This window comes from Sphingobium sp., assembly GCF_033795625.1.
GTDB lineage: Bacteria > Pseudomonadota > Alphaproteobacteria > Sphingomonadales > Sphingomonadaceae > Sphingobium.
Genome location: NZ_JARYGI010000044.1, coordinates 1 through 25031 on the forward strand (window position 1 = coordinate 1; position 25031 = coordinate 25031).

The 25031-nt window shown below is 61.4% G+C and carries 13 protein-coding genes and 5 pseudogenes; 6 read left to right on the forward strand and 12 right to left on the reverse strand.

Going from position 1 to position 25031, the window contains the following annotated elements:
• Positions 1-75: 75 nt before the first annotated feature.
• Together QHC67_RS16410 and QHC67_RS16415 are read right to left on the reverse strand one after the other, a co-directional pair.
• Positions 76-480 (reverse strand): annotated as a pseudogene (locus QHC67_RS16410) (ParB/RepB/Spo0J family partition protein); the annotation flags it as partial.
• Between the two features lie 198 nt (positions 481-678).
• Positions 679-1497: pseudogene (locus QHC67_RS16415) on the reverse strand (toprim domain-containing protein); the annotation flags it as partial.
• A 283-nt stretch (positions 1498-1780) separates the two neighbouring features.
• Between QHC67_RS16415 and QHC67_RS16420 the strand changes: the two are divergent.
• Both QHC67_RS16420 and QHC67_RS16425 read left to right on the forward strand, forming a co-directional pair.
• Positions 1781-2119 (forward strand): hypothetical protein, encoded by a 339-nt coding sequence (locus tag QHC67_RS16420; protein WP_142634102.1) that lies wholly within the window; start codon positions 1781-1783, stop codon positions 2117-2119.
• Between the two features lie 30 nt (positions 2120-2149).
• On the forward strand, positions 2150-2440 hold the full coding sequence (locus tag QHC67_RS16425) for a DNA -binding domain-containing protein (RefSeq protein WP_142634104.1): 291 nt from the start codon (positions 2150-2152) through the stop codon (positions 2438-2440).
• Between the two features lie 230 nt (positions 2441-2670).
• Here QHC67_RS16425 and QHC67_RS16430 read toward each other — a convergent pair whose 3' ends face one another.
• The 5 genes from QHC67_RS16430 to QHC67_RS16450 form a co-directional block, all read right to left on the reverse strand.
• Positions 2671-3189: a MarR family winged helix-turn-helix transcriptional regulator gene (locus QHC67_RS16430; protein WP_142634106.1), complete on the reverse strand. Its 519-nt coding sequence runs from the start codon at positions 3187-3189 to the stop codon at positions 2671-2673.
• Between the two features lie 862 nt (positions 3190-4051).
• Positions 4052-5542: a hypothetical protein gene (locus QHC67_RS16435; protein WP_319295893.1), complete on the reverse strand. Its 1491-nt coding sequence runs from the start codon at positions 5540-5542 to the stop codon at positions 4052-4054.
• Between the two features lie 203 nt (positions 5543-5745).
• Complete coding sequence (locus QHC67_RS16440; RefSeq protein ID WP_319295895.1) at positions 5746-6051, reverse strand: type II toxin-antitoxin system RelE/ParE family toxin; 306 nt, start codon at positions 6049-6051, stop codon at positions 5746-5748.
• The gene (locus QHC67_RS16445) at positions 6048-6353 is read right to left on the reverse strand and encodes a type II toxin-antitoxin system RelB/DinJ family antitoxin (protein ID WP_021316614.1); all 306 of its coding nucleotides are present in this window, start codon (positions 6351-6353) and stop codon (positions 6048-6050) included. Before QHC67_RS16445 ends, QHC67_RS16440 begins: the two co-directional genes overlap by 4 nt.
• A gap of 145 nt (positions 6354-6498) precedes the next feature.
• Positions 6499-7518: a tyrosine-type recombinase/integrase gene (locus QHC67_RS16450; RefSeq protein ID WP_319295899.1), complete on the reverse strand. Its 1020-nt coding sequence runs from the start codon at positions 7516-7518 to the stop codon at positions 6499-6501.
• A 313-nt stretch (positions 7519-7831) separates the two neighbouring features.
• On the opposite strand from QHC67_RS16450, the pseudogene QHC67_RS16455 reads away from it, so the two are divergent.
• Positions 7832-9089 (forward strand): annotated as a pseudogene (locus QHC67_RS16455) (tyrosine-type recombinase/integrase).
• Positions 9090-9148: 59 nt separating this feature from the next.
• Here QHC67_RS16455 and QHC67_RS16460 read toward each other — a convergent pair.
• Positions 9149-9348: pseudogene (locus QHC67_RS16460) on the reverse strand (helix-turn-helix transcriptional regulator).
• Between QHC67_RS16460 and QHC67_RS16465 the strand changes: the two are divergent.
• The 3 genes and pseudogenes from QHC67_RS16465 to QHC67_RS16475 all read left to right on the forward strand — a co-directional run bounded on the left by QHC67_RS16465 (position 9347) and on the right by QHC67_RS16475 (position 13386).
• The gene (locus QHC67_RS16465) at positions 9347-10003 is read left to right on the forward strand and encodes a TonB-dependent receptor (RefSeq protein ID WP_319295909.1); all 657 of its coding nucleotides are present in this window, start codon (positions 9347-9349) and stop codon (positions 10001-10003) included. The pseudogene QHC67_RS16460 and the gene QHC67_RS16465 overlap by 2 nt on opposite strands.
• Positions 9913-10110: pseudogene (locus QHC67_RS16470) on the forward strand (IS110 family transposase); the annotation flags it as partial. The gene QHC67_RS16465 and the pseudogene QHC67_RS16470, both read left to right, overlap by 91 nt.
• Positions 10111-10278: 168 nt before the next feature.
• A complete protein-coding gene (locus QHC67_RS16475; RefSeq protein ID WP_319295901.1) occupies positions 10279-13386 on the forward strand; it encodes a TonB-dependent receptor domain-containing protein in 3108 nt (1035 codons plus the stop codon).
• Positions 13387-13635: 249 nt separating this feature from the next.
• On the opposite strand, the gene QHC67_RS16480 is transcribed toward QHC67_RS16475, so the two are convergent.
• The 4 genes from QHC67_RS16480 to QHC67_RS16495 are packed head-to-tail and all read right to left on the reverse strand — an operon-like array spanning position 13636 to position 24915.
• A complete protein-coding gene (locus QHC67_RS16480; protein WP_319295902.1) occupies positions 13636-14826 on the reverse strand; it encodes an HlyD family efflux transporter periplasmic adaptor subunit in 1191 nt (396 codons plus the stop codon).
• A complete protein-coding gene (locus tag QHC67_RS16485; protein ID WP_319295904.1) occupies positions 14816-16990 on the reverse strand; it encodes a type I secretion system permease/ATPase in 2175 nt (724 codons plus the stop codon). The genes QHC67_RS16480 and QHC67_RS16485 overlap by 11 nt, the downstream gene beginning before the upstream one ends.
• Before the next feature lie 5 nt (positions 16991-16995).
• Positions 16996-18258, reverse strand: a complete 1263-nt coding sequence (locus tag QHC67_RS16490; RefSeq protein ID WP_319295906.1) for a TolC family protein — start codon at positions 18256-18258, stop codon at positions 16996-16998.
• The gene (locus tag QHC67_RS16495; protein WP_319295908.1) at positions 18259-24915 is read right to left on the reverse strand and encodes an Ig-like domain-containing protein; all 6657 of its coding nucleotides are present in this window, start codon (positions 24913-24915) and stop codon (positions 18259-18261) included.
• Positions 24916-25031: the final 116 nt, after the last annotated feature.

Here is a 25031-nt window from a genome sequence, read left to right on the forward strand (position 1 = left end):
ACCTCCAGGCGGCAATGGCAACGGAGGCGATAATGCACTAACAATCAGCACGGACCACTCAGTGGGGGCCGGTCAGGACCATCCGAGCCGCCGTATGGCCTCGGCCCGGTCGCCCTGGCACGCAGCGAGGTAGCGGACGGCGGCATCCGCCTGCTCGGTCTCCGAAGGATCGTCACGGTCGTCGTTCTCGGCGATCGCAGCTTCGAGCGCCTCCTGGTCCGTCATCTCGCGGATGATGACCGGTACTTCGCCGTCGGGGCCGTAGACCTCCAGCCCTGCCCGGTAACGGCGCTCTCCGGCGACGATGGCGAAGACATCGCCCCTCGGGCGAAGCAATATGGGCTGGATTATGCCGCGTAGCCGGATGGAAGCCACCATCTCGTCGTGCTTTTTCCGGTCGAAATAGCGGCGGGGATTGTCGCCCTTCACGATCTTCGAGAGGGGCAGCATGGCAGGATAGCTCGGTTGTGGCGAGGTCAAGGCTCGTCTCCTTGTCGAATATGGCGGGCTGGTCAGGGCCGCGTCGGCGTCCATTCCGCCGCATGTGCCTGAATGTGCGGAGCGCAGCTGACCGTCAGGTTGCCTGCCCCAACCACCTCCCTCCCTCCCTCCCTCTCCCCCTTCTGCGCGATGCCGGTCGTTCCAGTCGTTGAAGCCGCCGCCGGGGAATCTCGTCTCGATCATAAGGCCGGGCCGCGCATGCGCATGACGAGCCCGCCGCGCACATCGTCGTCCGGGCGGATCGTCGTCGGGGAGCAGAATGAGATGCTCGACCCGCTCGGGAATGGTGACGAACGGCAAGCGATCGGACCCAAGCGCGGCCCAGACCGGAATGCCCAGCAGAAAATGCGCGGACCATGCGGTCTCCCAGCCCTCCGCAAGGCCGAGCACACTGGTCGCCGCGCCAAAACGAACCGCGCCGCCAAGAGGACGGCCCAGAAGCCGTTTCGGCGGATCGAGATCAGTGACTGGCAGACCAGTGCAAAGATCGAGGAATAGCCGCTCAAGGGCTACGACGCCGGTATCGCACTCCACGGCGGCAAGCAGCGCGGGGCGGAAACGGACGGTCTCCCCGCGCCCGTAAGGAACCCGATCATGATAGCGGAGCGAGGGATGCGAACCAGCCAGTCTGCGTGATGCCAGATAGGCATCGGCCGGTGTATCATTGACTGGGGAAGCCTCCTTCCAGAGCGAGCATATCCGCCCCGACAGCTGACGCTTCCGTCCATCGGGCATGGTGCAGCCGCCTTCGCTCGAAGGGATGCTACGCCGATCACCGCGAAGTGCGCGAATGACTTCGAGCGTTGAGCAGCCCGCGAAGCATTTGAACAGGATACCGCGTTCACCGACCCGGACCGACAGGCTTGGGCGATGGTCGTCATGAGCGGGGCACCGGCACATTGCGCCCGATGGCTTCCATTCGCCGCCCAGGGATTTGACGATGCTGGCGGCGGCGGCGTGCAAGCGGGGATCGGCGCTGGTCCGCGAAAGGGCCATGAGAAATTCTCCAGCTGAAGGCTATCCTCCAGCCCAAGCCCCTCTTCCCTCCCACAACGGCGACGCGACGTGAGATCACGAGGACTATGATGGAGTATGGAGAGAACCTTCCGCGCACGCGGCATCTCCTCCTCTCCTCAGATCCGTATTGACCGTGACCGGCGGTTCAATGGTAATACTGCGGAAGGAAGTCCGATGGAGTTGGCTACAGCCAAGCCTTGTCTGCCGGGTATGCCCGTGCGAATATTCCGGCATGGCCTGAGTAAGCGATCCGGAGTAATCTATGCCTGATCTGGAAAGGAAGCTGACGCCGGAAATGCAGCAGACGATTGCTGATCCAAATCCTACGGTTGTGGCCATAGAAAAGCTCATCAATGACGCAAACGGTAATGAGCGATCGATTGAGATGATCGTGCGTGGATATATCCGTAATGCGATATACGTCTTTCAACGTCATATGGTGACGTGTGCTCTTCGAGATCTAGACCTGAAGAAGGATGATCTAAGTGAGGAGCTAGTGGCGCAGATTGTCGCTGATGCGGGAGAACATATGGGAAAGTTTCGAGATTGGTTTCTCCTCGAACTGAACCGCGCCAACGTTAAGCCAAAGTCGACAAACTAGCGCGTGGTCCGCACTCGAAGGAGAGGCAAGGTGAAGAAGCCGAAGCCCGAATTGGATCCTGATGTTGCGGACGACGTGCCTTGGTCCGACAACATCACGCCCTATGACGATCAGCATACCATCACCTATTTGCGGCTGCTCGATGCTGACGCCGAAGGCGCAGACTGGCAGGAGGTTGCCCGGATCGTGCTGCACCGCGACCCCCTCGCCGAGCCCGAGCGCACGCGGCATTGTTGGGAGGATCATCTGCGCCGCGCCAGATGGATGACCGAAACCGGCTACCGCCGGATTCTCACGCAGCAATGGGATACGTTGCAATGACGCTCCGCAACGGCAAGCGGAGATCATCTGCGCTGGATGTTGTCGAGGCCTTTGCTAAAAGTCGCCCCCGCGTCGCGCCAAGCCATTTGGCGCGGCTATCACTCCCGGCGGCAACACCGTTGTCGTCGGGAGACCAGCGCCGAGATGCCCCGCTCGATCGGGGAGCGTATCGGCATCGATCCTGATCAGCTTTCCCGAGCAATGGCGTGATGCTGAGTCAGGCGGTTACTTCATTGCCTTCGACCTGTGGAGGTGACGGATAGGTCGCCAAGCAAGGCACAAAAGGGTATGCTGTTCCAAAGGCTGGCACAGCCATCTGACGACGGCCCATCATGGCAATTGCGCGCGCAGTCCTGACAGGTCTCTGCGTAGCCGACGAGAAGGGCGCTGAAGCAGTCGTCCATCTTCTTGCGGCCCTCCGCCGTGAACCGCACGTTGGTGCGGCGTCCATCGGAAGGATCGGGCATTCGCTCGACAATTCCTTGTTCCTCCATCACCGCCAGGCAGCGGCGGGCCGTCATCTCCGACGCTTTCGAGGCGAGCCACATGCTTGTCAGGGATGTCTTCAACCCTTGGCTTTCGCGCCAATAGAGATCGAGAAGCATCTCGCCTCCCGGATCGGAACAGAGAGATCCAAACGCCGCTGTCGACATCGCTCTTGCGTTGATGATCGACTTGCAAAGAGGCGCGAAAACGGCTGGGCGGCCGTGCACGTCCAGCATGGGTTGAATATGAGCATCCTGTTTCATGGGCATCGCTCTCCGTCCCACTTGGGCGTCATCGGCAAACCGCGCCGATGCCCCGTTCTTGCCCCCCCTGGTCGGAACGGAATGTTCCGAGCGCATCATGCCTGAAATCCCTCGTTCGGCAATTCGCCGTTATGAGGGGAACCGACACGCAGAAGTGGTTAACAAGATGGTATATTTTGGCCGCCCGCACCGATGCTCACGCTCCCTGATATACGACGATCCAGAGGGCGTCGCTCGACAGCTATTCGAGCTCGGCGGGTTGACTGTTCACGGGATAATGGTAGTGGGCCACTTGTCACTGTAGGTGGCCCAATCAGGTGGCCCATTTAGGGCATTGGAGGGTATTCGAGGGTAATCGGATTGTTGAAAAACAGCGGTTTATTTCCCCTCTGATACCCTGTAGTGCCCTGAAAATCCGGTTCGATTCCCGTAGGGGTCACCAGTCAAGTGCTTTATCGCATTGATTTTGCGTGGCAATTTGATAAATTCCTAAAACTGATACCACAGCTGTTCCCACATTTTTCGTGGGGCCTGATGGTATAATTCGGAACCTTACGGGACGAAATTCGCTCCTGGTCACAAAGAGCCTGAGAAACCCCAGTTAGTAGTGCAATGACCGGTGGCAGATTGTCCCGTTCGGAGCTGAAATGTGGCGATAGCTGCCGCTAGCGCACGCGGCTAGCGACCAATCGCGGTCACCCACAGCGTCACGGTGAGTGTCGGCTCTGCATCGGAAGTTGCGGATGAGGGGCCTTGAAAAGCCTTTGTCGAGTGCCTTACGCGTGCGCCAAGCCTAGAATCGGCGATGCCTATGCGTTCAAGACTTGAGCGTTGCTCAGAAATGGTGGCTGTGCTTTACACCTCAGGCAATGCTTGAACCCGCTGAAATTGACAAATTTATCAACGAATGGCGCGGCACCGGCGGCAGTGAGCTGGCCAACACCCGCCAGCCGCCCGCACTATGGCGTGCAACATAGGCACGTAAGCTTCGTTGCCGTTGCGCGGGCGAGAGCGATTCAGGGTCGCCGAAATTCAATAGAACGTCCGGCTCGCGTCGCAGCACTTCTTCGAAAATGGCGTCTTCGCGCAGAGCCATCCATGCGGCAACCGGGCGTACCGACGGCTTGACCACCTCGTCACCTTGCGCGGTGGTGGTAAACAGGATGCGCTTGATCGACCGAACGGGTATACCCTGCGCACGCAAAGCAAGAAGATGCTCGGAGGCGAGATATTCGATCACCGAACGGTGGTGGAAGCGCACCCGGCCATAGGAGGCAAAGCCAAAAAGCGACCGTTCCAGCAGCGTCGTGCGTTCGTCCGGCGTCCAGTCGTGGAGGATGGATGAAGGGTCGAGCGGCGCATCGGTCGGATCGCCTTCGCGATCGGCCTCGGCGCTATGGCGCAAGGTGAGCTTACGACTGAGGGTGGCTGCTAGAGCCAGACGGCGGGCACCTTCCGATGCCTTGTCGGCAGACAAGGCCACCTTTTCCCGCCCATCTTCACGCGGTTTCAATTTCACGGCGATGTTGCTCGCCACCTGATCGCGGTGCGAGCGAATGCGACGATGCTCTCGCCAATCGACACACAGCTCGATCAGGTCCTGCGGACGGCGTACAAACTCTTCGGCGTTACGCTGCCGAATGTCGGCGATCAACGCGTCGGGATCATCCACGCCTTCCCTGATCGCCATTTGTTTGATTTGGGCATTGGACAGGGGCAGTAGAGCGACGTTGCGCCAATCTCGCGCAATCTGTTCCTCGGAAGATTTCTGCGCTCGGCGCGCCATAGCGCTATTCGCGAATTGCTCGCTGGTCGCGGCCTCGTCCGGTTCATCCGGCACCGGCAAAATCTGACGGAAGAGCTGCTCATCGACGGGAATGGGTCGGGAAGTGATAATCACTCGGACTCGGCCGAGCTGCCCGGCAACCGCCTTGGCCAAGCGTTTCAGGGCCTGCTCAAAAGAGCCGAGGCTAAGCTTCAACTCGTCGATGGAATCCAGAAGGAAAGTCGCGACATCCGATTGGGACGCATGCCAAGCATCAAAGCGGATTTCTTCGTCGTGCGACAGCAGATCGCGCAGGTTGTTGCGCGAAAGGTCTGCCAGCTCAACATAAAAGGCAGGTTCACCGGCAGCCCAAAGCGCCTGTTGGAGGGTGCGGCACTCATAGGTTTTGCCCGCGCCTGCTTCGGAAATGATGAGGATACGTTCGGATTTTAGCAGGTCAGTCCAGTTCGAGCCCTTGTGCCAGCCCAAATCCATGAGAAAGGCAGTTTGCTCGGCCTCGGTGAGCTTGTCGCCAGGTATGTCCTGAAAGCTGCGCTCAATGTCGTTGGTCTTGGGTTCTGTTGCCATGAGGTTCTTCTCTTGCTCAGATAGAACATAACGACAACACAGGGTTCAGGCTATACCTGAATGGCCCTGAAGTGGAGCCGCAAGGCAGCGTTCGACTGATGTTTTCGGTGACGGCAGTCGAATGTCCGCTCTTCACGATTTTTCGCTGGGAGCTGACTGACAGCAGACGGCCAATCGTGCACCAACGGGGGGTATCTGGCAGCTTACTCCGGGGCGAACTCCTGGGGAATGTCGTGGGGCCACATGCGCGCGCCATGGATTACGCGAAGAACGCGCACGGTATCCCCAATGATCTGGTAAGGTGCGATATAAGGCGTGCGCGCGATCACCAATTCGCGCGTGCCTTCGATCCGGCCCGGACGCCCGCTATTCGGGAAGTCTTTGAGGCGCTGGGCCGCTGCCTCAATCCGATCGTCCAAATCGGCAGCGGCTTGCGGATTATCCTCGGCAATCCAAATGAATATCGCCAGACGATCAATCGTCGCCCGATTGGACCAAGCGAGTTTCATTGCACCGGCTTGATGCCCTTTCGCGCGTTCGCGCGAAGCTCGGCAAATCGCGCGGAAACCTCGGCGTCGTCAATGTCAGGCCGATCGTCGTCCAGCGCCTCCTGCACCCGCGCCCGGAACCACTGGTCATAGGCTTGCCGCTCGACCAGCAGCTCCATGGGGGCAACGCCCTCGCGTGCGGTGCGGGTCAGAAGGATGCGCACGGCGTCTGATACGGTAAGCCCCATCCGCTCGAACACGGCGGAGGCGCGGTCCTTTACGTCCGAATCGATGCGTGTCTGAATCAGGGCATTATTGGCCATCGGATCACTCCTTGGGCTTTTATGTAATTCAATCGCATGACAATTGCCATAAGGAAACGGCTATCACGGTGTTACAAGTGCCACCAAAATGTGCAAATCGGCACTGAATGCCGAAAGCGGCAGTATAGTGCCTACTTCCGGAACTCTATTTCCTATCCCCTTGCGCGCCAGGAAAAAGCGAGACAGCATACGCACAGGAGGCATAGCACAAGACGGCTTGGCGGGTCGTGGTCATGTCGCTAATGGCCTTTGCCCCGTCATTGGAGAATACAAGGCCGGTATCGCTAACCCGCTCGCTCCACCGCTTGCGCAACAGTGCCACGGCGGACGCGGAAAGCGGCACGACATGGGTTTCTCCTGCCTTCATGCGCTCGCCCGGAATGGTCCAGATGGCCTTGTCCAAATCAAACTCGGTCCAGACCGCAAAGCGCGTCTCATTGGACCGCACGGCGTTGTAGATGGTGAAGCGCAAAGCGTCGCGCCCGGTCGTCGGCGATGCCGCCGCCAGCTTCTGCATGAGCGCCGGGACATCGGCATAGGGCATGGCTTCCAGATGCCCGCCCTTGTCCATTTGACGGGGAAGGCCCTTGCGGACGGAGCGCAACGACACTTCGCCGGGAAGCCATCCTTTGATATGCGCAAAGTCCAGCACCGCGCCGATACGTTGCAGGACACGCCGCGCACTGTCGGGGATAGTGAGCCAGATGGGCGACAGCACCTCGACCACGCACGCGCTGTCCACCTCGTTAACCGGCTTCGCGCCGATCGCTGGAAAGACATGATTCTCGAAACTGGAAATCCAGTTTGCGTGCCGCTTGTTCTTCCAGCCGTCTTTCAACGCCTCGTAGCAGTCGCGCGTCGCCGTCTCGAAGCTCGGCACCACCTTGCGTGCCTTGCGCCGCTCGGCCACCGGATCGGCTCCTTTACGCACCTGACGGCGCAACGCCGATGCAGCGTCGCGCGCGTCGGCAAGCGACACGTCCAGCGCCGACCCCAAGCCATAGTCGCGCCGCCTGCCGTCCTTCTGCATCCGCAGAACCCATGTCCGCGCACCGCTGTCCTTCACCAGCAGGCAAAGCCCCCGGCCATCGACATGGCGACCGGGCTTTGCGTTCTTCACTTTCAATGCTGTCAGTGCCATCGGTTCGGTTCCCATTTTGGGCATTGGAGGCGTTCCCACACTATGGGCGGGCAAACGTTCCCACAATCGTTCCCACATTTTAAGCCAAATTCGGGCAAACCGGAGCGACCGACTGCGAACACCGTGCAAGACAAATTGTTGATTTTACAGAGTAGTTAGAGACGTCCCGACATTGCCTGAGACAAAAGTTATACACTCGTAGGGGTCACCAAAACACTCTCCCAGAGAGTATCAGAAGGTGCCAGGAACGGCGGATTTCTGCGGTTTTTCTTGGTATAGGTATCCCATATGGAGCGGTCTTGGACCACCGGATACCAGCAAGTTTATGGTATGTCTGATGGTAGCGCATCCTTCCCCAAAAGGAGATACCATCACGGCGCTCACCGCCGCTGCGATCAAAAACGCCAAGGGCAAAGCCAAGCCCTATAAACTTACCGATAGCGATAGCCTGTTCCTGTATGTGACGCCCAATTGCGGTCGCTACTGGCGGATGAACTACCGCCACCTTGGCAAGCAGAAGACTTTGGCCTTCGGGGTTTATCCCGACACCGGCGTTGCCGATGCCCGCGAGCAGCGCGACGCCGCCCGCAAGGTGCTGGCGAAGGGGGATGATCCCGCCGAAAAGATCAGGCTGGATCGGATTGCTGCTACCGTGGCCGCGTCCAACAGCTTCAAGGCGGTTGCCGACGAATGGCTGGTGAAGTCGAGCGTGAAGGCCGCTCCGCCGTCACGATAAAGAAGCTGAGCTGGCTACTGACCTTCATCAATGCGTAGCTTGGCAAGCGCCCTGTTACCGCCATCACCGCGCAGGAGGTCTTGACCATGCTGCGCAAAATGGAGGGCAAGGGCCGCTACGAGACGGCTAAGCGCCTGCGCAGCACATGCAGCCAGATATTCCGCTATGCCATCGCCACGGCTCGCGCGAGCGTGATGTGGCGGCGGACCTGCGCGGCGCTTTGATTGCGCCTCAACCCGTCAACCTGGCCGCTATCACTAACGCCGACAATGCAGGGGCCATCGAGGCGTTCGATGGCTTCGCCAACACCAAGGCGGTGCTGCAATTGCTCCCGCATGTGTTCGTCCGTCCCGGCGAGCTACGCCATGCCGAATGGGCCGACTTCAATTTCGACAAGGCGCTGTGGACCGTTCCAGCACACAAGACGAAGATGCGCCGCGCCCATAGCATCCCCCTGGCCCGGCAAGCGCTGGCGATCCTCGAAACCATCGAGCATGACGCGGACTATAGCCGTCTCCCGTTTCCGTCCCTCCGCTCGGTGGACCGGCCCATGTCGGAGAACACCATCAACGCTGCCTTGCGGCGCATGGGCTTCGCGCAGGAGGAAATGACCGGCCATGGCTTCCGGGCGATGGCCGCGACGCTCTTGAACGAGATGGGCCTTTGGCACCCCGACGCGATCGAGCGCCAGCTTGCCCATTGCGACAACAACGCTGTGCGCCGTGCCTATACGCGTGCAGAATATTGGGATGAGCGGGTGCGGATGATGCGGCACTGGTCCTACCATCTCGCTTTCCTGCGCGATGGGCAGAAGGTCGTGAGCGGCAAATTCGGTAAGGCGAAGAGCCAAGCCGCCTGATAGCAAGCCGCCAATGTCGCCGTGCGCGCGCCCACAGGAGGCAGGGCACGGCAACAGGATCAAACGCCCAACTCCTCCCGGTAGCTTACCGGATCGGCAATCCAGCGGTTGACGGCGGACTCTCTCCGGCACCGTGGACGCTGATCTTCACTTGGCGCGGGAAAGTGCCTTCGCCCATTTTACGATAGAGCGTCGTGCGGGAAAGCCCGGTGCGGGCCAGAACGGTTTTAAGGCGGATGATACGATCACTATTGTTCATGGGGGCAGTCTCTTCAAATCAGGATGTTGCACGCCCCCCGACCAAGAGCATTGGATGCCTTGCCGTCCCGGACAAGAGCCTTCCGAGCGCGAAGGTCACTGGCGGCGAAATCGAGGCGGAACTTCATCCCGTCCAGAACCTGACACTGAGGGCCAATGTCAGCGTTCTTGATACCCGGGTCGGCGATTTTCCCGGTGCGCCGAACACCTGTCGCCCCGCGGCGACGGGCGTCCCCGACCAAGGCGGCTTCTTCTGCGATCCGGTCACCGGTGCATCGGGCACCGTGCCCTTCAACGCGATCGGCAAGCGCCTGCCCAATGCCGCCAAATTCTCGGGCAACATCGGGTTCGACTACGCTATCCCTACCAACGACGGAACATTCCTCCTCGCCGGCAACGCCTACCACTTCAGCGGGGCGCCGGCAGCTTTGGACAATCGCCTGTTCTATCCCGAATGCACGACCTTCAGCGCCTCGCTCACCTGGACCGAGAAGAGCGACCGCTTTTCGATCCGCCTGAGAGGCCTGAACCTGAGCAAAGAATACTATTACCAACAGATAGGCTCATCAAAGACACTCCGATATCGGTTCGTCAGGATGGCAAGCCTATTTGGCGCGGTAAATGTGCGTTCGACCCGAAGCTGCTCGCAGAAGTGATCCGCAAGCGCGCGCCGAATGCGAAGCGCGTGGTATTTGAGACCGGACCGTTGTCGGTTTGGTTTTACCATGCCTTCATAGCTGAGGGATTGCCCGCGATCTGCATAGTGATGGGTTACGAAATTGATAGGCCGGGTGCTGCAGCCATAGCTGTCACTTCCATGACACACTGTTAACTAATTTATGAGGGCGTGAAACCTTCCGATCATCTCCGGCTTACCATCGCAAGGGCAGTCTGACGCAGCCCTACGTGTCTGATAAGATAGGGGATCGTCATGATCGACTGGCATAAACATGCGTTGTTGAGTTCTGTAGCCTCTGCCGTCGCACTGATTGCGATTGGCGCTTCGGCACACGCCCAGACATCTAGTTCGTCTGCGGGCGCTGTTCCCGCAGGTGACGCGCAAGGCGTAGCGGCTCCCGAGGCAGATGATACCACTATCATCGTCACTGGTTCACGCATTGCGCGACCGACATTGGACTCGCCTATTCCCGTGACGTCTCTCACGTCAGCGGACCTGACGCGCACTGGCGGAACGGTAGTGGGTGATGTGTTGAATGACCTGCCATCCCTGCGGTCAACCTATAGTCAGGCCAATTCGACACAGTTCCTTGGGACCTCGGGCCTCAATCTGCTCGACCTGCGCGGCCTTGGCGTATCGCGCACGCTCGTGCTGGTGAATGGCCGGCGTCACATTACAGCTTCTGAAGGTGAGTTCCTCGTCGACAGCAATACCATTCCCACTGACCTGATTGATCGTGTGGACATCGTGACGGGCGGCAGCTCCGCAGTCTATGGGTCGGACGCTATGGCGGGCGTCGTCAACTTCGTGCTGAAGCGCGACTTCGAAGGGATTTCTTTGAATGCGCAGTCCGGCATCTCCAGCAAAGGAGACAGGGGAACATATCGACTATCCGGAACCTATGGCCTCAACTTCGGCGAGGGCCGCGGCAACGTAGCGCTTAGCCTGGAATACAATAACGCTGACCTCGTTACCTATTCGGATCGTCCGTCACTTACCGGCGCGCTCGCTGGCCGTCGTCAGTTTCAGTTGGTGGACAATCCCTCGCAGGACAACAACATCCCCGATCGCTCGTTCCTCACGGGCGTCCATAGCTTTGGCTACGATAACGGAGGGAACTTCGTAGCGTACAATGGCGGGAGCTTGCTCAGCTGCGGCACGGGCGCGGTTGCAGCTTGCCGTGAGAATGGCTTTCCGCGCGTGTTCGGGTTCAATTCCGACGGGTCACTCAGGGAATATGATTATGGAACCGATTTCCGCCCTGCCGGGTCAGGCAACAACCAGAATGGTGACGGCGCGGTTCTCAATGATCGCAGCACCCTTAATCCCTCACTAGAACGCTACGTGGCCAATTTGGTCGCGCACTATGATGTTTCGGACGCATTCAGGCCCTTCATCGAAGCCAAATTCGTGCGCGTTAAGAGCTTCAATCAGGGTGCTCCCACATTCGGTCAGGGAGGCGAGCAGGGCACCGTTGCATCTGAAGATGACGACGGCAACCCGATCCGCATTCCTGCGGCTTCCGACGTCTATCTGGGTTCTGGCGAACCGATATTCTTCGACAATGCCTATCTTCAGCCCGGTGCGGCAGCGACAATTCGCTCGCTCCTGCCGGCAGGAGCAGAGTTTTTCCGGCTCAACCGGAACAACAATGATCTGGGCACGCGTGACGAGTACGACCGCCGTGACACCTATCGCATCGTCGTTGGCGCGGAAGGCACATTCAACGATGACTGGCGCTATGACGTGTCGGTCAATTACGGCAAGTTCAAAAGTCGCGCAGTGTTTTACAACAATCGCATTGAATCTCGTTTTCACAACGCTGCGGACGCTGTGTTCAATGGCGCAGGCCAGATCGTCTGCCGGATCAATCAGGCGACCGTGACTGATCCCGCCTGCGTTCCTCTCAATCTGCTGGGCAATGGTGCGCCAAGCCAAGCTGCCCTAAACTACATCAACACCACTTCCTATCGTACCGGCAGCGCGAGTGAGTTTGTTATCAATGCAAACGTGGTCGGAGATACCTCGCAATGGTTCGAGTTGCCCGGTGGGCCTGTCCGCTTCGCTATCGGCGGCGAGTATCGCAGAGAGAAAGCGCAGTATTCCTATGACGACTTTGTTCAGGCAGGCGACACGTTCCTGAATGCCATACCTGATTTCAATCCGCCGTCATTCGCCGTCAAGGAGGCATATGGAGAACTGGACGTACCGCTGCTGCGTGACACGCGTTTCGCACAAGAGCTTTCGATCAATGGCGCCGTCAGGGTAGCGGACTACAAGGGATCGACAGGCACTGTATGGGCGTACAACGGCGGCGCCATCTACGCGCCTGTCCGGGACGTGAAATTCCGGGTCAATTACTCTCATTCGGTTCGGGCGCCCACGCTGGGTGATCTCTATTCCTCGCCATCGCAGAACTTCGATCTGCTGGACGACCCTTGCGACATCAACTTCATCGACAAGGGAAGATCGACACGTGCCGCAAATTGCGCCGCGGCGGGCGTACCCGCAGGCTTCGTCAACAGCGTAGCACGCGCAGGCAGCACCGAATTTCTGTCCGGTGGAAATCCTGATCTCACGGCGGAAAAATCACGCAGTTGGACCTATGGCGTGATCGTGCAGCCCAGCTTTATTCCCGGTCTTTCGATCACCGCTGACTATTACGATATCAAGATCAGCAAGGTCATCAGTTCAGTAGACGCCCAGACAATTCTGGACGCCTGCTATGATGCCGCCTCGCTCGACAACCAGTTCTGCAACCTCATCAATCCCCGGCAGTCCAACGGCCTGTTCGCCCGCCCTGCGCTCCTCCAGAGTACCGTAAACTTCGCCGCGCTTGTAGCAAAGGGCATAGATGTGGATGCCGCCTACACGCACAATTTCGACGCGGATAATAGGCTTGCGCTTCGCGTCGTCGGAACATGGGTCAGGACGCGAACGGATTATCCATATCTGGACAATCCTGAACAGCCCGAGCGTGTGAAAGGCGAACTCGGCGATCCCATATGGAACGTCAATGCGTCAATCGACTATACGCATAAGAACCTCACACTGGGATACCAATTGCGGTACATCGGCAGGCAATCGATCACGGATTGGGAGGCGCAGCATGACACTTACGGCGTTCCTGCTCTCAATCCAAACTATGCAGACGTGGTGTATTATCCGAGAGTATTTTACCACTCGGTGAGAGCATCTTTCGACATGGACAAGCGCTTTAACTTCTATGGCGGTATCGATAATCTGACTGACAAGAAGCCTCCCTATGGATTGCTGGGGAATGGCAGCATCGGCGATGGAGACGCAATATACGACAACATCGGACGATTTATGTACGTCGGCGTATCAGTGAAGATCTAGCGATCGAAATGAATGCCTCTGCTGTGCCGCTTAAGCGAACAGCGGAGGCAGTTGCCGATTCTTCTAAGGGCTGGCTCCAAACTAATGGCAGTTCCGACCCATCCGAGACACTCAGCAAACAATTTGCCGTCCCCAGGTGCAGTCCGTCGGCTTTCCCGGCAGCGGTCGAACAGATCCAGTTGTTCAGATCAGCCAAGCTCCAGCTTCGACGCGAACAACTGGCAATAGAGGACATTCAGCGCGGAATGCCTAGTTCAGCCGCGCCTTGATGATAGGCCGCAGCAGGTAATTGAGGACGCTGCGCTTACCGCTCAGGATGTCGACTTCCGCTACCATGCCCGGGATGATGGGGAGCACCTCCGCGCCGCGCTTGAGTTGCGTTCCGTCGGTGCGGATCAGCACCTGATAGTAGGATTCCTTGCCTCGCGGCGTCTCTTCCTCGATCGTGTCCGCGCTGATCTGTTCGAGCGTTCCAGTGAGATCGCCATAGATCGTGTAGTCATAGGCCGTGATCTTGACCTTGGCCGGCATGCCCGGAACGAGAAATGCCACGTCCCGGGGCTTGATCCGGGCTTCGACCAGCAGCCTTTCCTCGACGGGAATGACTTCCATGATCGCCTCGCCGGGCTGTATCACGCCGCCTTTCGTATTGATCGCGATCTTGTTGACGCGGCCGCGGACGGGCGACACGATCTCCGTGCGCCGCAGTTGGTCCTGACGCTGCTGCACTATGGGCTCCAGCGCGCTCAGTTCCGCTTTCTTGGCCGAGAGTTCCGTATAGGCTTCCTGTGAATAGCTGTTCCTGAGTTCGGCAAGCTTGCCGCTCAGCGTCGCGATTTCCTGGCTGAGCTTCAGTGCCTCCATTTCGCTCACCACTTTCCGCGCCGCGAGAGGTCGCACGATGTTCAACTGGCTCTGCGCGATCTGGATCTGGCGCGCGATGGATGCGCTGTTCTCGCGCAGCTTGTCCCGCCTCGACTTGAACAATTCCTGTTCGGAGCGAACCAAGGGACTGTCCGGCGGAATATTGGCGGGGAACGCTATTCCGCCCTTGCCGAGCACCTCCGCCTCCAGACGCGCGATCGTTGCCTTGAGGACCGTCGACTGATTATCGGATTCCAGAAAGGACGTGCGGAAATGCGTCTGGTCGAGCTGGACCAGTGGCTGGCCGACGGTCACGAGATCACCTTCCTTGACCAGCAGCTTGCCCAGAATGCCGCCTTCCAGGCTCTGGATCTTCTGCATCCGGCTGAAGGGGACGACACGGCCCTCGCCACGCGTCACCTCGTCCAGCTTCGCGAAGGCGGCCCAGCCGACGAACACGACGACGCATATCAATATCGTCCATAGCAAGGTGCGGGACGCGGGATGAACGTCGCTGAGAAACGGATCTCCCAGTTCCCGCTGCAGCCGCTCGGATGGCGAGAGCCTAGCCAGCATGAGCGCCGCCTTTCCGATCGACAGCAGTGCCCGCGGGATTTTCGTTCAATATGCCCGCAAGTGGGCCATCTCGCATCACGCGCCCGTTGTTCAGGATGACCGCTCGGTCCACCAGCGACAGCAAGCTCTTCTTGTGCGTGGTGACGATGAAGGTGCGCTTTCCCAGCCATGTGTTCAGATGATCGATGACATGCTTCTCGCTCGTCTGGTCGAAAGACGCGGTCGGCTCGTCCAGCAGGACGATGGCCGGGTCCTGCAGCAGGATGCGGGCGAGCCCGACTGCCTGCCGCTGCCCTCCCGAAAAACTCCCATTACCAAGCAGCGGCATGTCGAGCCCCATCGCATTGGCGCGGACAAACGTGCCCAGGCCCACGGCGTCGAGCGCGCCCAAAAGCTCCTGATCGCCCAGCGCCGCGTTCTCCAGGTTGAGGTTCTCCCGCAGCGTGCCGTGAAGCAGCGCGACATCCTGCGGCAGATAGCCGATGGCGCGTCGGCGGTCGGCGGGATCGATCGCGGCCATGCTGACATCGTCCAGCAGCAGGCGCCCAGACGTGGCATCGCCGAAGCCGGACAATAGCCGCAACAGCGACGACTTGCCCGCGCCATTGCCGCCGAGCAGCGCCACACGCTCGCCGGGCTGGATGGAGAGCGCGGCAATGTCCACTACCGGCGCGTTGTCGCCATATTGCAGTTTCAATTCTTCGGCCCGATAGGCCCCGGCAATATGCTCCTTGCGCACCAGTATCTTACCGAAGGGGCGCTCGACAGGCGCGGACATCAACTGATCCAGCCCCTCAAGCGCGACACGCGTATGCTGCCATCTACCCAATATGCTCGCCGCCTGCGACATCGGCGCGATCCCGCGCGACGCGAGGATGGAGCATGCGACCAGCGCGCCGACCGTCATCTCCCCGACGCTGATCCGGTACACGCCGAATATGACGACCGAGACATAGCAGAGCTGCTGGACCATCGATGCGCTGTAGCTGAGCATCGTCGCCAACATGCTCGTGCGCGATGCCGTTCCGGCCAGCTCTGCCGTCAACGTCTCCCACTGCGCCAGCGCCCGGCCTTCTGCCCGCGTCGCCTTGACCGTCTCCAGATGCTCGATGGATTCGAGGAGGATCGCATTCTTGACGGCGCCCTCGCGCAAGGTCCTGCGCGACAGATTGCCCAACAGCCGCTGGCTCAGAATACCGGGTCCGACGATCAGGACGATCGCGCCGACGGGGACCCACACGATGGGGCCGCCGATCAGCGCGATGATCACCAGGAAGATCACGACGAAAGGCAGGTCACTGATCACTGCCGCGCTGGACGAGGTGAAGAATTCGCGGACGGATTCGAACTCCCGTACCTGCGTGCTGAAAGCGCCGAGAGATGCGGGCTTTGCCGCGAGGCGTGTGTTGAGGACTCGCTCGAACAATTGCGACGACAGCTTGAGGTCCAGCCGCTTGCCCATCGTGTCGAGCAGATGCGAACGCATGACTCGAAGCACACCTTCCAGCAGGATCGCCAATGCCACACCGCTCGCCAAAATCCATAATGTGTCGAAGGCAGCATTAGGGACCACGCGGTCATAGACTTGCATCGCGAACAATGCCGAGCCGATGGCAAGCAGATTGGCCACCATCGCCGCCAGTGCGACTTCGCCATAGGCACGGCGGTGACGCTTCAATGCCCCGAAAAACCAGTGTTCCCCGGTGGTCGCCGCAAAATGACCGACGCGTCCGTCCGTCCGGTAGCGGGCTTTAGCGAATATGGCGGTGCCGCTGTACCGCGCTTCAAGCTCGGACAGGGGTAGGCTTTGTTCTCCGCCGCCAGCCTCCGCCAGCAACAGCTTTGCCGAGCCTTCGCCCAACGCCGTGAGCACAACGGCATTGCCGTCCTCCAGCAACAGCAGACACGGCAGGAGATAATCGTTGAGCCCGGTCAGCGGCAGCGCCTGCACCCGTGCCGCTATGTCGATGCGGCGCAAGGCGCGCGGAACCATGGTGAGGGGCAGGCGCCCCTGCTCCAGCGGCATGCCGTCACCAAGTTCGGCGGAATTCGTCGCTCTTCCCAATTGCTTGCACAGCAGGACCAGCCCCTCGCAGAGAGGATCGCGAGCACGCCCTTCATTCTTCGGGAAGATCGACCTTCCGCTTCGGCCAATGTCGTCCATGAGCATCAGCGCAAACCCTTTTCCAGAAGCGGGCCGATAAGACCGAGCAGCGCAGCCGCGCGATATTGCGCGCGCAGTTGCTCGATACGGAGCGTGATGCGTTGCCGGTCCGCATCGAAGCGCTCCCGCTGCACGTTCAGCAAGTCGATCACATCGCGGCGACCTACCTTGAATTGCTCCAGATAGGTTTCGCTGACGGCATCGGAGCCAGTGACCTGAGACTGAAGCGCCTGCTCGCGCTGCTGCATCATCTCTACCGTGTCGAGTTGGGTGCGGACCTGCCTCCGCGTTTCACGCTGGACGGTAGCCTCGTTCCAGATCGCCGATTCCACGCGCTGCTGGGCGCCCCGCGGTCGCAGGAAGTTCGAGAAGCCCTGGATGTTGCTCATACGGAAGCGCAGCCCCACCACGGTATCGCTCTGCGCGCGGCCGCCAATGTCCCGCCGCAGCGTCGATGCTTCGAGATTGAGTTGCGGGAAAAGCGACGCACGCGCTTCGCGTAGGCCCGCCTGCGCGGATTTGGTGTCCTCCAGGGCCTTGCGATATGAAGGCGAAGCAAGGATCAATTCATCGACATTCCTCGCCGCCACATAACCGGCGACCGACTGCGGCACTGGCTCCTCAAGCGCTGCGGCCTCCTCGCCGACGAGGAGAAGATATTGATTGCGCGCATCGCGTAGATTGCCTTGCTCGGCAAGGAGCTGGTCGGTTGCGCGGGCCAGTTCCAGCGTCGCGCGTTCCGGCTCGCTGCGGTCGGCATAGCCGCCTTCGCTGCGTGCTTCCGTCATGCCTTTGATTTCGTTCAGTCGCTCGATATAGATGTTCAGCGCGGCGATCTGGCGTTCCGCCTGAAGGATATCGAGGTAGGTCTCGACGATTTCGAGCGCAGCCTCGTCGCTGACGAGCCGCAATTGCTCGGACAGCTTGCGCCGCTGCGCCGTGGCATTGTTCACGCCGCTGCCCACCCGGCCCCAGTCATGCAGCATCTGCGCCACGGTGACATCGTAGGACATGCCCCCTTCGCTGATGGAACGCGGGCCTCCGGACACCGACACGGCCGGATAATATCCCCCCTGCGCGATGGAAATGTCGGTATCCGCCGCCTTCTCGTCGAGCCGGGCGGCTTTCACCTTCGGGTTGATGACCAGCCCCTTGCGCACGGCTTCTTCGACCGGCGTCGCTTCCAGTCCGGTGGGCAGCAGGGCGAGGAGCAGCAGGGCCGCTCCTGCCCCGAACCTTCGCAGTCGAGATTTCCGGCAGCCCTCCACTCAGACCACGACCGCCACGGTGTTCTCCTCGACATAGAGAGTCGTGTTGCCGAAGGTGTAGACGTCGTAGATGAAGCCGCCGATCGTCTGATCAGTCCCGGTATCGACAGCGCCGGTAACCACCAACTGATCGTCGGCTTCGCCCGTGATCTGCAGGATATTGTTGGAGTCCGTGACGGCATCCACTTCGGCACTGGTGAGCGTAAGCACGCTGCCGCTGTCCCCGGTGCCGAGATCAATGCGTTCGATATTGGTCCAGGTGCCAATCCCCGGCCCGTTATAGTCGATGTCGATCCCGTTATCGAAGAGGATCGTGTCGAACCCGGCCCCGCCATCGACGCTGGCAAAGTTCGTTGCCGACAGTTCGATCGTGTCGTTCCCGCTCCCGGCATTTACGACATCGCCGCTGCCGACGTGCAGGATTAGGTCGTCGCCGTCCAACGCGTTGATCACCTCGGCCCGGCCATCAGTGCCGGACAGCAAGTCGACACCCGCGTCGCCATTAATCGAAATCTGCCCGACATTGAAGCCAAGTCCCGAGCCGAGCAGATTGACGCCATAACGCGCGCTTTCATTCCCCTCGCTGTCAGTCGAGACCACATTGAAGCTAAGACCCGCGCCAAGGTTCAGCAGCCCCGTGAGACTGAGCCCAAGCTGGCTGAGAACGGCCGGGCTAAGCAGATTGACCGCAAAGTTCCCATTGGCGTCCACTGGCGGCGCCACCACCACAGTGACCGCAGGCGTCACGATCTCGACGCTCACCGTAGATCCGCTTTCCGTCCGCCCGCTGAAGCCAAGCGTCGGCGGAAGCAAGGCGACATCCAGCCCGAAATTTCCGACCGTCACGATCTGATCGCCGACCGCGCCTCCAATGCCCAGAGTCGCGACATTGCTCTGGTTGCCTGCCGGATCTTCGCCGCGCACGCTGACGGATGCTGTCAGCAACTGGTCCCAGGTCGGATCGATGTCGAGATCCGTCAGCAGGTTGAGCGACGCCAGACCGCTATTGTCAGCCGTGACCATAGCCGTTGCGACGACGCCCTCCAGATTGACGTCGACCGTCAGTTCGCTTCCGGGCTCACCCGATATCGTGAGCAGATTGCCTACCAGCGACAGCACAGGCGTCGGCGGGCGCACTGTGTCCACCACGAAGTTCACGGCATTCGACGCGGTGCTCCCATTGACCGACGCCGTCACCGACGATGCGCCCTGCGGATAGGCAGCCATGCCTGCAGGTGGCATCAAGGTGATGGCGGCAGTTCCGGAAACCCGTTCGGCAGCGGTGATGACGTGCGCCTGATTGGCGACATAGCCGTTCTGGCCGACGAACTCGACGGTAATGACATCCCCAACGTCCGCACCGGCGGTCAGTCCCACGGCCACCTGAATGCCGTTGCCGACCTCCGCGGCGTTGATATAGCCGTCGGCCGCTTCCGCGATGATCAGCGATGGCGCGGCAAGATCGGGCGCTTCGGTATAGGCGGGCGGGCTGACATTGTTCGCAGCATCGACCGCCGTCACCAGCAGCGTCTGACCCAGCACCAGTGGCGGCGCGAAAGTGGCCGTGAACGCGCCTGTGCCATCGGCTGTCGCGAAGACGGGGTTGGCCGTGTCGCCATCCACGATGATGCGAACCTGGCTGTTCGCCTCCGCCGTGCCCGCAAGGCCCGATCCGTCTGCGGACACGAGCAGATTTGCGGGTGCAAGTGGAGGAACGCTATCGATGATGGTGCTGGCGAGCGGGCCGGTGTTGCCCGCCGCATCCGTGGCGCTGGCGTTTACCGTCACGCCGTTGGCAAGCGACGGACTAGGCGCCAGGGCCCAATTGCCGCTTCCGTCCACCGCGACCTGCCCCAGAACATTGCCGTTCCCGTCCGCGAGCGTCACGGTGCTGTTGGCTTCCGCCGTGCCCGTCAGCAGCACTCCGTTGCTGGGGTCGATGACGGGCAGCCCCGGCGCGAGCGCATCAACTGTGACCGTTCCCTGGGCGCTGGCGTTCCCGGCGGCGTCCGTCGCAATGGCATTGACGACCGTGGCATTGCCGAGGGGCGCGCCGGGTGTGAAGCTCCAGTTGCCGGTGCCGTCGGCGACTGTCGTGCCGATTGCTCCTCCTCCGCCATCGGTCAGCGTGATCGTCGCGCCAGCCTCCGCAGTTCCGCTGATCGCAACCCCGTTCGTCGCATCGAGGATAGGCGCGGCAGGCGCGACGCCGTCTATCGTAATGGCAGCCGCGGCACTATCGGTTCCGAACAGATTTTCGGCCGTAGCCTGTACCTCCGTCCCGTCGCTCAGCGGCACCAGCGGGGTAAAGCTCCAGTTGCCCGCCCCGTCGACGGGCGCCACGCCGATCAGGACGCCATTGCCGTCCGTCAGCGTCACTATGTTGTTGGCATCGGCGGTTCCGCTGATCAGGACCCCATTGCTCGGCGCGATCACGGGCACGGACGGCAGCGACGCATCGACCGTCGCAGAACCGGGGCCGCTCACATTGCCCGCAGCATCCGTGGCCGTCGCATTCACCGTAGAAGTATCAGGAAGAGGTGAGGCGGGCGTGAGCAACCAGTTCCCGTTGACATCCGCCACGGCCGTACCGATCGGCGTACCGCCGCTTGAAACGGAAACCGTACTGAACGCTTCTGCCGTCCCTACCAGATTGGTGCCGTTCGTCGGGGCAATGACAGGCGCTCCCGGAGCGATGGCGTCCACGAAGATCCCGGCTGTTGGGCTCACATTGCCGGAGGCGTCGGTGGCTGTGATACCGACCGCCGTGCCGTCAGCCAATGGCGTTACAGGCGCAAATGTCCAGTTGCCGCTTCCGTCCGCCGTTACCGTGCCCAGCGTCGTGCCGCCCACGGTAATGGTGATGTCGGTTCCGGCCTCAGCGGTTCCCGAAAGGAGCGCGCCATTGCTCGGCACGACCGAAGGCGCGGCGGGCGCGATGCTGTCGACTATGACCGCAGCCTGACTTCCCACGTTACCGGCAACATCGGTGGCCGTCGCCAGCACGATCGTTCCATTGGCCAGCGCCGTGCCCGGGGTAAAGGTCCAGTTCCCGCTTCCGTCAGCCGTGGTTTGGCCGATCGGGTCGCCCGATCCATCGGTGAGGTCGATCGTAGCGTTCGCCTCCGCCGTTCCGGTGATGGTGACGCCATTGCTGGGCGCGAGGACAGGAGCCGCTGGAGCCGCTGCATCGACCGTGACGGTAGCGGCGGGACCGACATTGCCTGCAGCATCGCTGGCTGAGACAGTCACCACCACGGCATCGCCTACTGGTGTGGTCGGGATGAAGCTCCAGTTCCCGGCGGGGTCGGCGACTGCCTGCCCGAGGGGCGTCACGCCATCCGTCAGAGTGACGGTGCTTCCCGCCTCCGCCGTGCCGGAGAATATGATGCCGTTGCTCGGGTTCACTGTCGGCGCCAGCGGAGCCAGCGCATCGACGAGGCCATTGGCAGCGGGACTGACATTGCCTGCCCCATCGGTGGCGGTCGCTACCAGCGCCGTGCCGTCCGGAAGCGGCGTCGATGGCGTCACCGTCCAGTTGCCGTTGCCGTCAGCGGTCGTCGTCCCGATCTGCGTGCCGCCAGCCTCAAGCGTGATCGTCGCCCCGGCCTCTGCGGTGCCCGTCACGCTCACCCCGTCGCTCGGCGCGATGACGGGAGCGATGGGTGCCTGGGCGTCCACTGTCACCGTGGCGGCTGCGCTGATGTTGCCTGCCGCATCGATTGCCGTCGCGCTGACGACCGTGCCGTCGACCAGATCGGGCGTTGGCGTAAAACTCCAGTTGCCTGCGCCGTCCGCAACCGTCGTGCCGATCGTCACTGCGCCATCCATCAGCGAGATCGCCACGCCTGCATCCGCCGTTCCCGTCAACAGCGTACCGTTGCTGATGTCGATGGTGGGCGCGGCAGGAGCGATGCTATCCACAGTTGCCGTGCCGGATGGGCCTGTATTACCGGCGGCATCGGTGGCCGTTGCGGCGACGACGGTTCCATTGCCAAGCGGCTGTGCTGGCGAGAAGCTCCAGTTCCCGTTGGCGTCGGCCACGGTCATGCCGATCGCGGCGCCTCCGCCATCGGTCAGCGTGATGATGCTGTTCGCTTCCGCCATGCCGCTCAACACTGTCCCGTTCGTCGCATCCAGCGTAGGCGCAAGCGGCGCGACCGTATCGATCGTCGTCGAGCTTGGCGCACTCACATTGCCTGCTGCATCCGCTGCAGTAGCCGTCACCACTGCGCCATTTCCCAGCGGCGGCGTCGGCGTGAACACCCAGTCGCCGTTCACGTCGGCGGTTGCCGTACCCAGCACGGTGCCCCCCGCCGACAGAGTAACGATGCTGCCCGGTTCGGCCTCGCCGGAGAGGAACACGCCGTTGCTCGCTTCCAGAACAGGGGCGGCAGGTGCCGACGCGTCGATCACTGCCGTTGCGGGGCTGCCCGTATTTCCGGCGGCGTCCGTGGCGGTCACGCTGACGGTCACGCCGTCTCCCAAAGAAGGCGAAAGGGTTACGCTCCACGCGCCGTTCGCATCGGCAGTCGCGGTGCCGATGGCCACTCCGCCGCTGACGAGCGTGATTGTCGCGCCAGCTTCAGCCACGCCACTCAATTCGCTACCGCTGCTCGGATCGACTACGGGCGCGGCTGGCGCAATCCCGTCCACGATTTCGAAGGCAGGCGCGCTATCGACGCCCATGCCATTCTGCGCGACCGCCTGGATGACTGTACCGTCCAGCAAAGGCGCGGCCGGGTTGAAGCTCCAGTTGCCGCTGGGATCAGCTACAAGCTGCGCGATCAGGACGCCATTGCCATCGGTCAGCGTCACGGTGTTCCCGGCGTCTGCGCTGCCAGAAATCGTCGCTCCGTTGCTCGGATCGATGACCGGCACGGACGGCAGTGAGGAATCCACCCCGATGGTGCCGACCGCACCGACATTGCCCGCCGCGTCGGTTGCCGTAGCACCGACCACGGCACCATTCGTCAGCGGCGCTGCTGGCTCGAACGACCAGTTTCCGATCGCATCGGCTCTGGTCGTGCCAAGTACCGCGCCGCCACTGCTGAGCGTCACGAGGCTGTTTGCCTCGGCAGTCCCGACAATGGTGTTGCCGTTGGTGGGGCTGATGATCGGGGCCGGAGGCGCAACGGCGTCGACGACGATGCTGGCGGCCGGGCCGACATTGCCTGCCGCGTCCTTGGCGCTGGCCGACACGTTCGTTCCGTCCGCCACAGGCTGCGCGGGCGTGAAGGACCAGTTGCCGTTGGCATCTGCCAATGCGGTGCCCAGCACAGCGCCTCCACCACCCGTAATCGTAACGGTGCTGCCAGCCTCCGCGACACCTGAGAAAGCAACGCCATTGCTCGGAGCGATCACCGGAGCGGATGGCGCAAGCGCGTCGATGGTGATCGCGATCGCCGGGCCGGTATTGCCCACAGCATCGGTAGCCATGGCCTGCACGACTGCGCCATTCGCCAAAGGCGCGGCGGGCCTAAAGCTCCAGTTGCCGCTTGCGTCCACCGCGGCCTGGCCAATGGGATTACCCTGCCGGTCGCTCAGCGTCACGACGCTATTGGCTTCCGCCGTGCCTTCCAGAACAGTGCCGTTGCTGGGCTCGATGACGGGCAAGCCCGGCGCCGCTCCATCGATGGTGATCGTTGCAGCCGGTCCGTTCTCTCCCTGCGCATTCGCCGCTACACCACTGACGATCACGCCGTCGGCCAGAGGCGTCGCGGGCGTGAAGGACCACGTTCCGTCCGAGCCGACAATCGCGCTGCCCAGAACTACGCCGCCCGCGCTAAGCGTCACCATGCTGCCTGGTTCGGCGGTTCCTTCGATCACCTTACCGTTGCTGGGGCCGATAACCGGCGCGGGCGGAGCGGGCGACAGGTCGGGTGCCGTCACGTTGACGGGGGCACTGTTATTGCCAGCAGGATCGGTCACGATCACCGCGACAGGTTCCCCCTTGATCAGCGGCGGCGTCAGCCCGATCTGAAATGTGCCGTCCGGTCGCGTGACGGCCGTCTGATCGGGCCGTCCATCACCGCTGGTATCGACGCCAACGGTCGATCCCGGCTCCGCCTTGCCGGAGAGGCCGCTGCCATCGGCGGTTATCGCGACATCGCTCGCCGGTTGCGGCGCTGTGCTGTCCGGGGCGTTGATCGTCACCGCCGGACTGGTGTTTCCCGCCGGATCGGAAACCGTCACCGAAACGGTTTGCCCATTGGTGAGCGCAGGGCTTAGCGGCGCAGTGAAGCCGCCGTCCGCACCGACGACTGTCGTGACATCGGCTTGCCCGTCGCCGTTCGTATCGATCCGCACTGTCGCACCGGCTTCGGCAGAGCCAGTGATCTGCGTTCCCGTGGGATTGATCGTCATGCCGGTCGCACCGGATGGCGCAGTCGTGTCCGGCACCGGCGGAGGCGCGGGGGGCTGGGGTTGTTCTGCATCATCCCCTCCCCCGCCAGCGGCCAAAGCCAGACCGCCGCCTGCCAAGGCAATGCCGCCGAGGATAGCGCCTATGCCAAGGCCACTGCCGCCACCCGCTTCGACCGCGCCCCCGATCGAGGCAAAATCTATAGGTGTGCCCTGGGCGACATATGTCACCGCCACCGATCCGTCCGTGGACGAGGGCGCCAGTTGCACGGCGACCAGTTCATCATCTTCCACAAGGTAAAGCTCGCTGGGCGTATTCGCGGGCGTGTAGAAGTGGGGACCTCCAAAAACCCCTAGCCAATGGCTGCGTGATTTGATTCATTGCGGCTGACGGGAGGTGAGGATGCGTC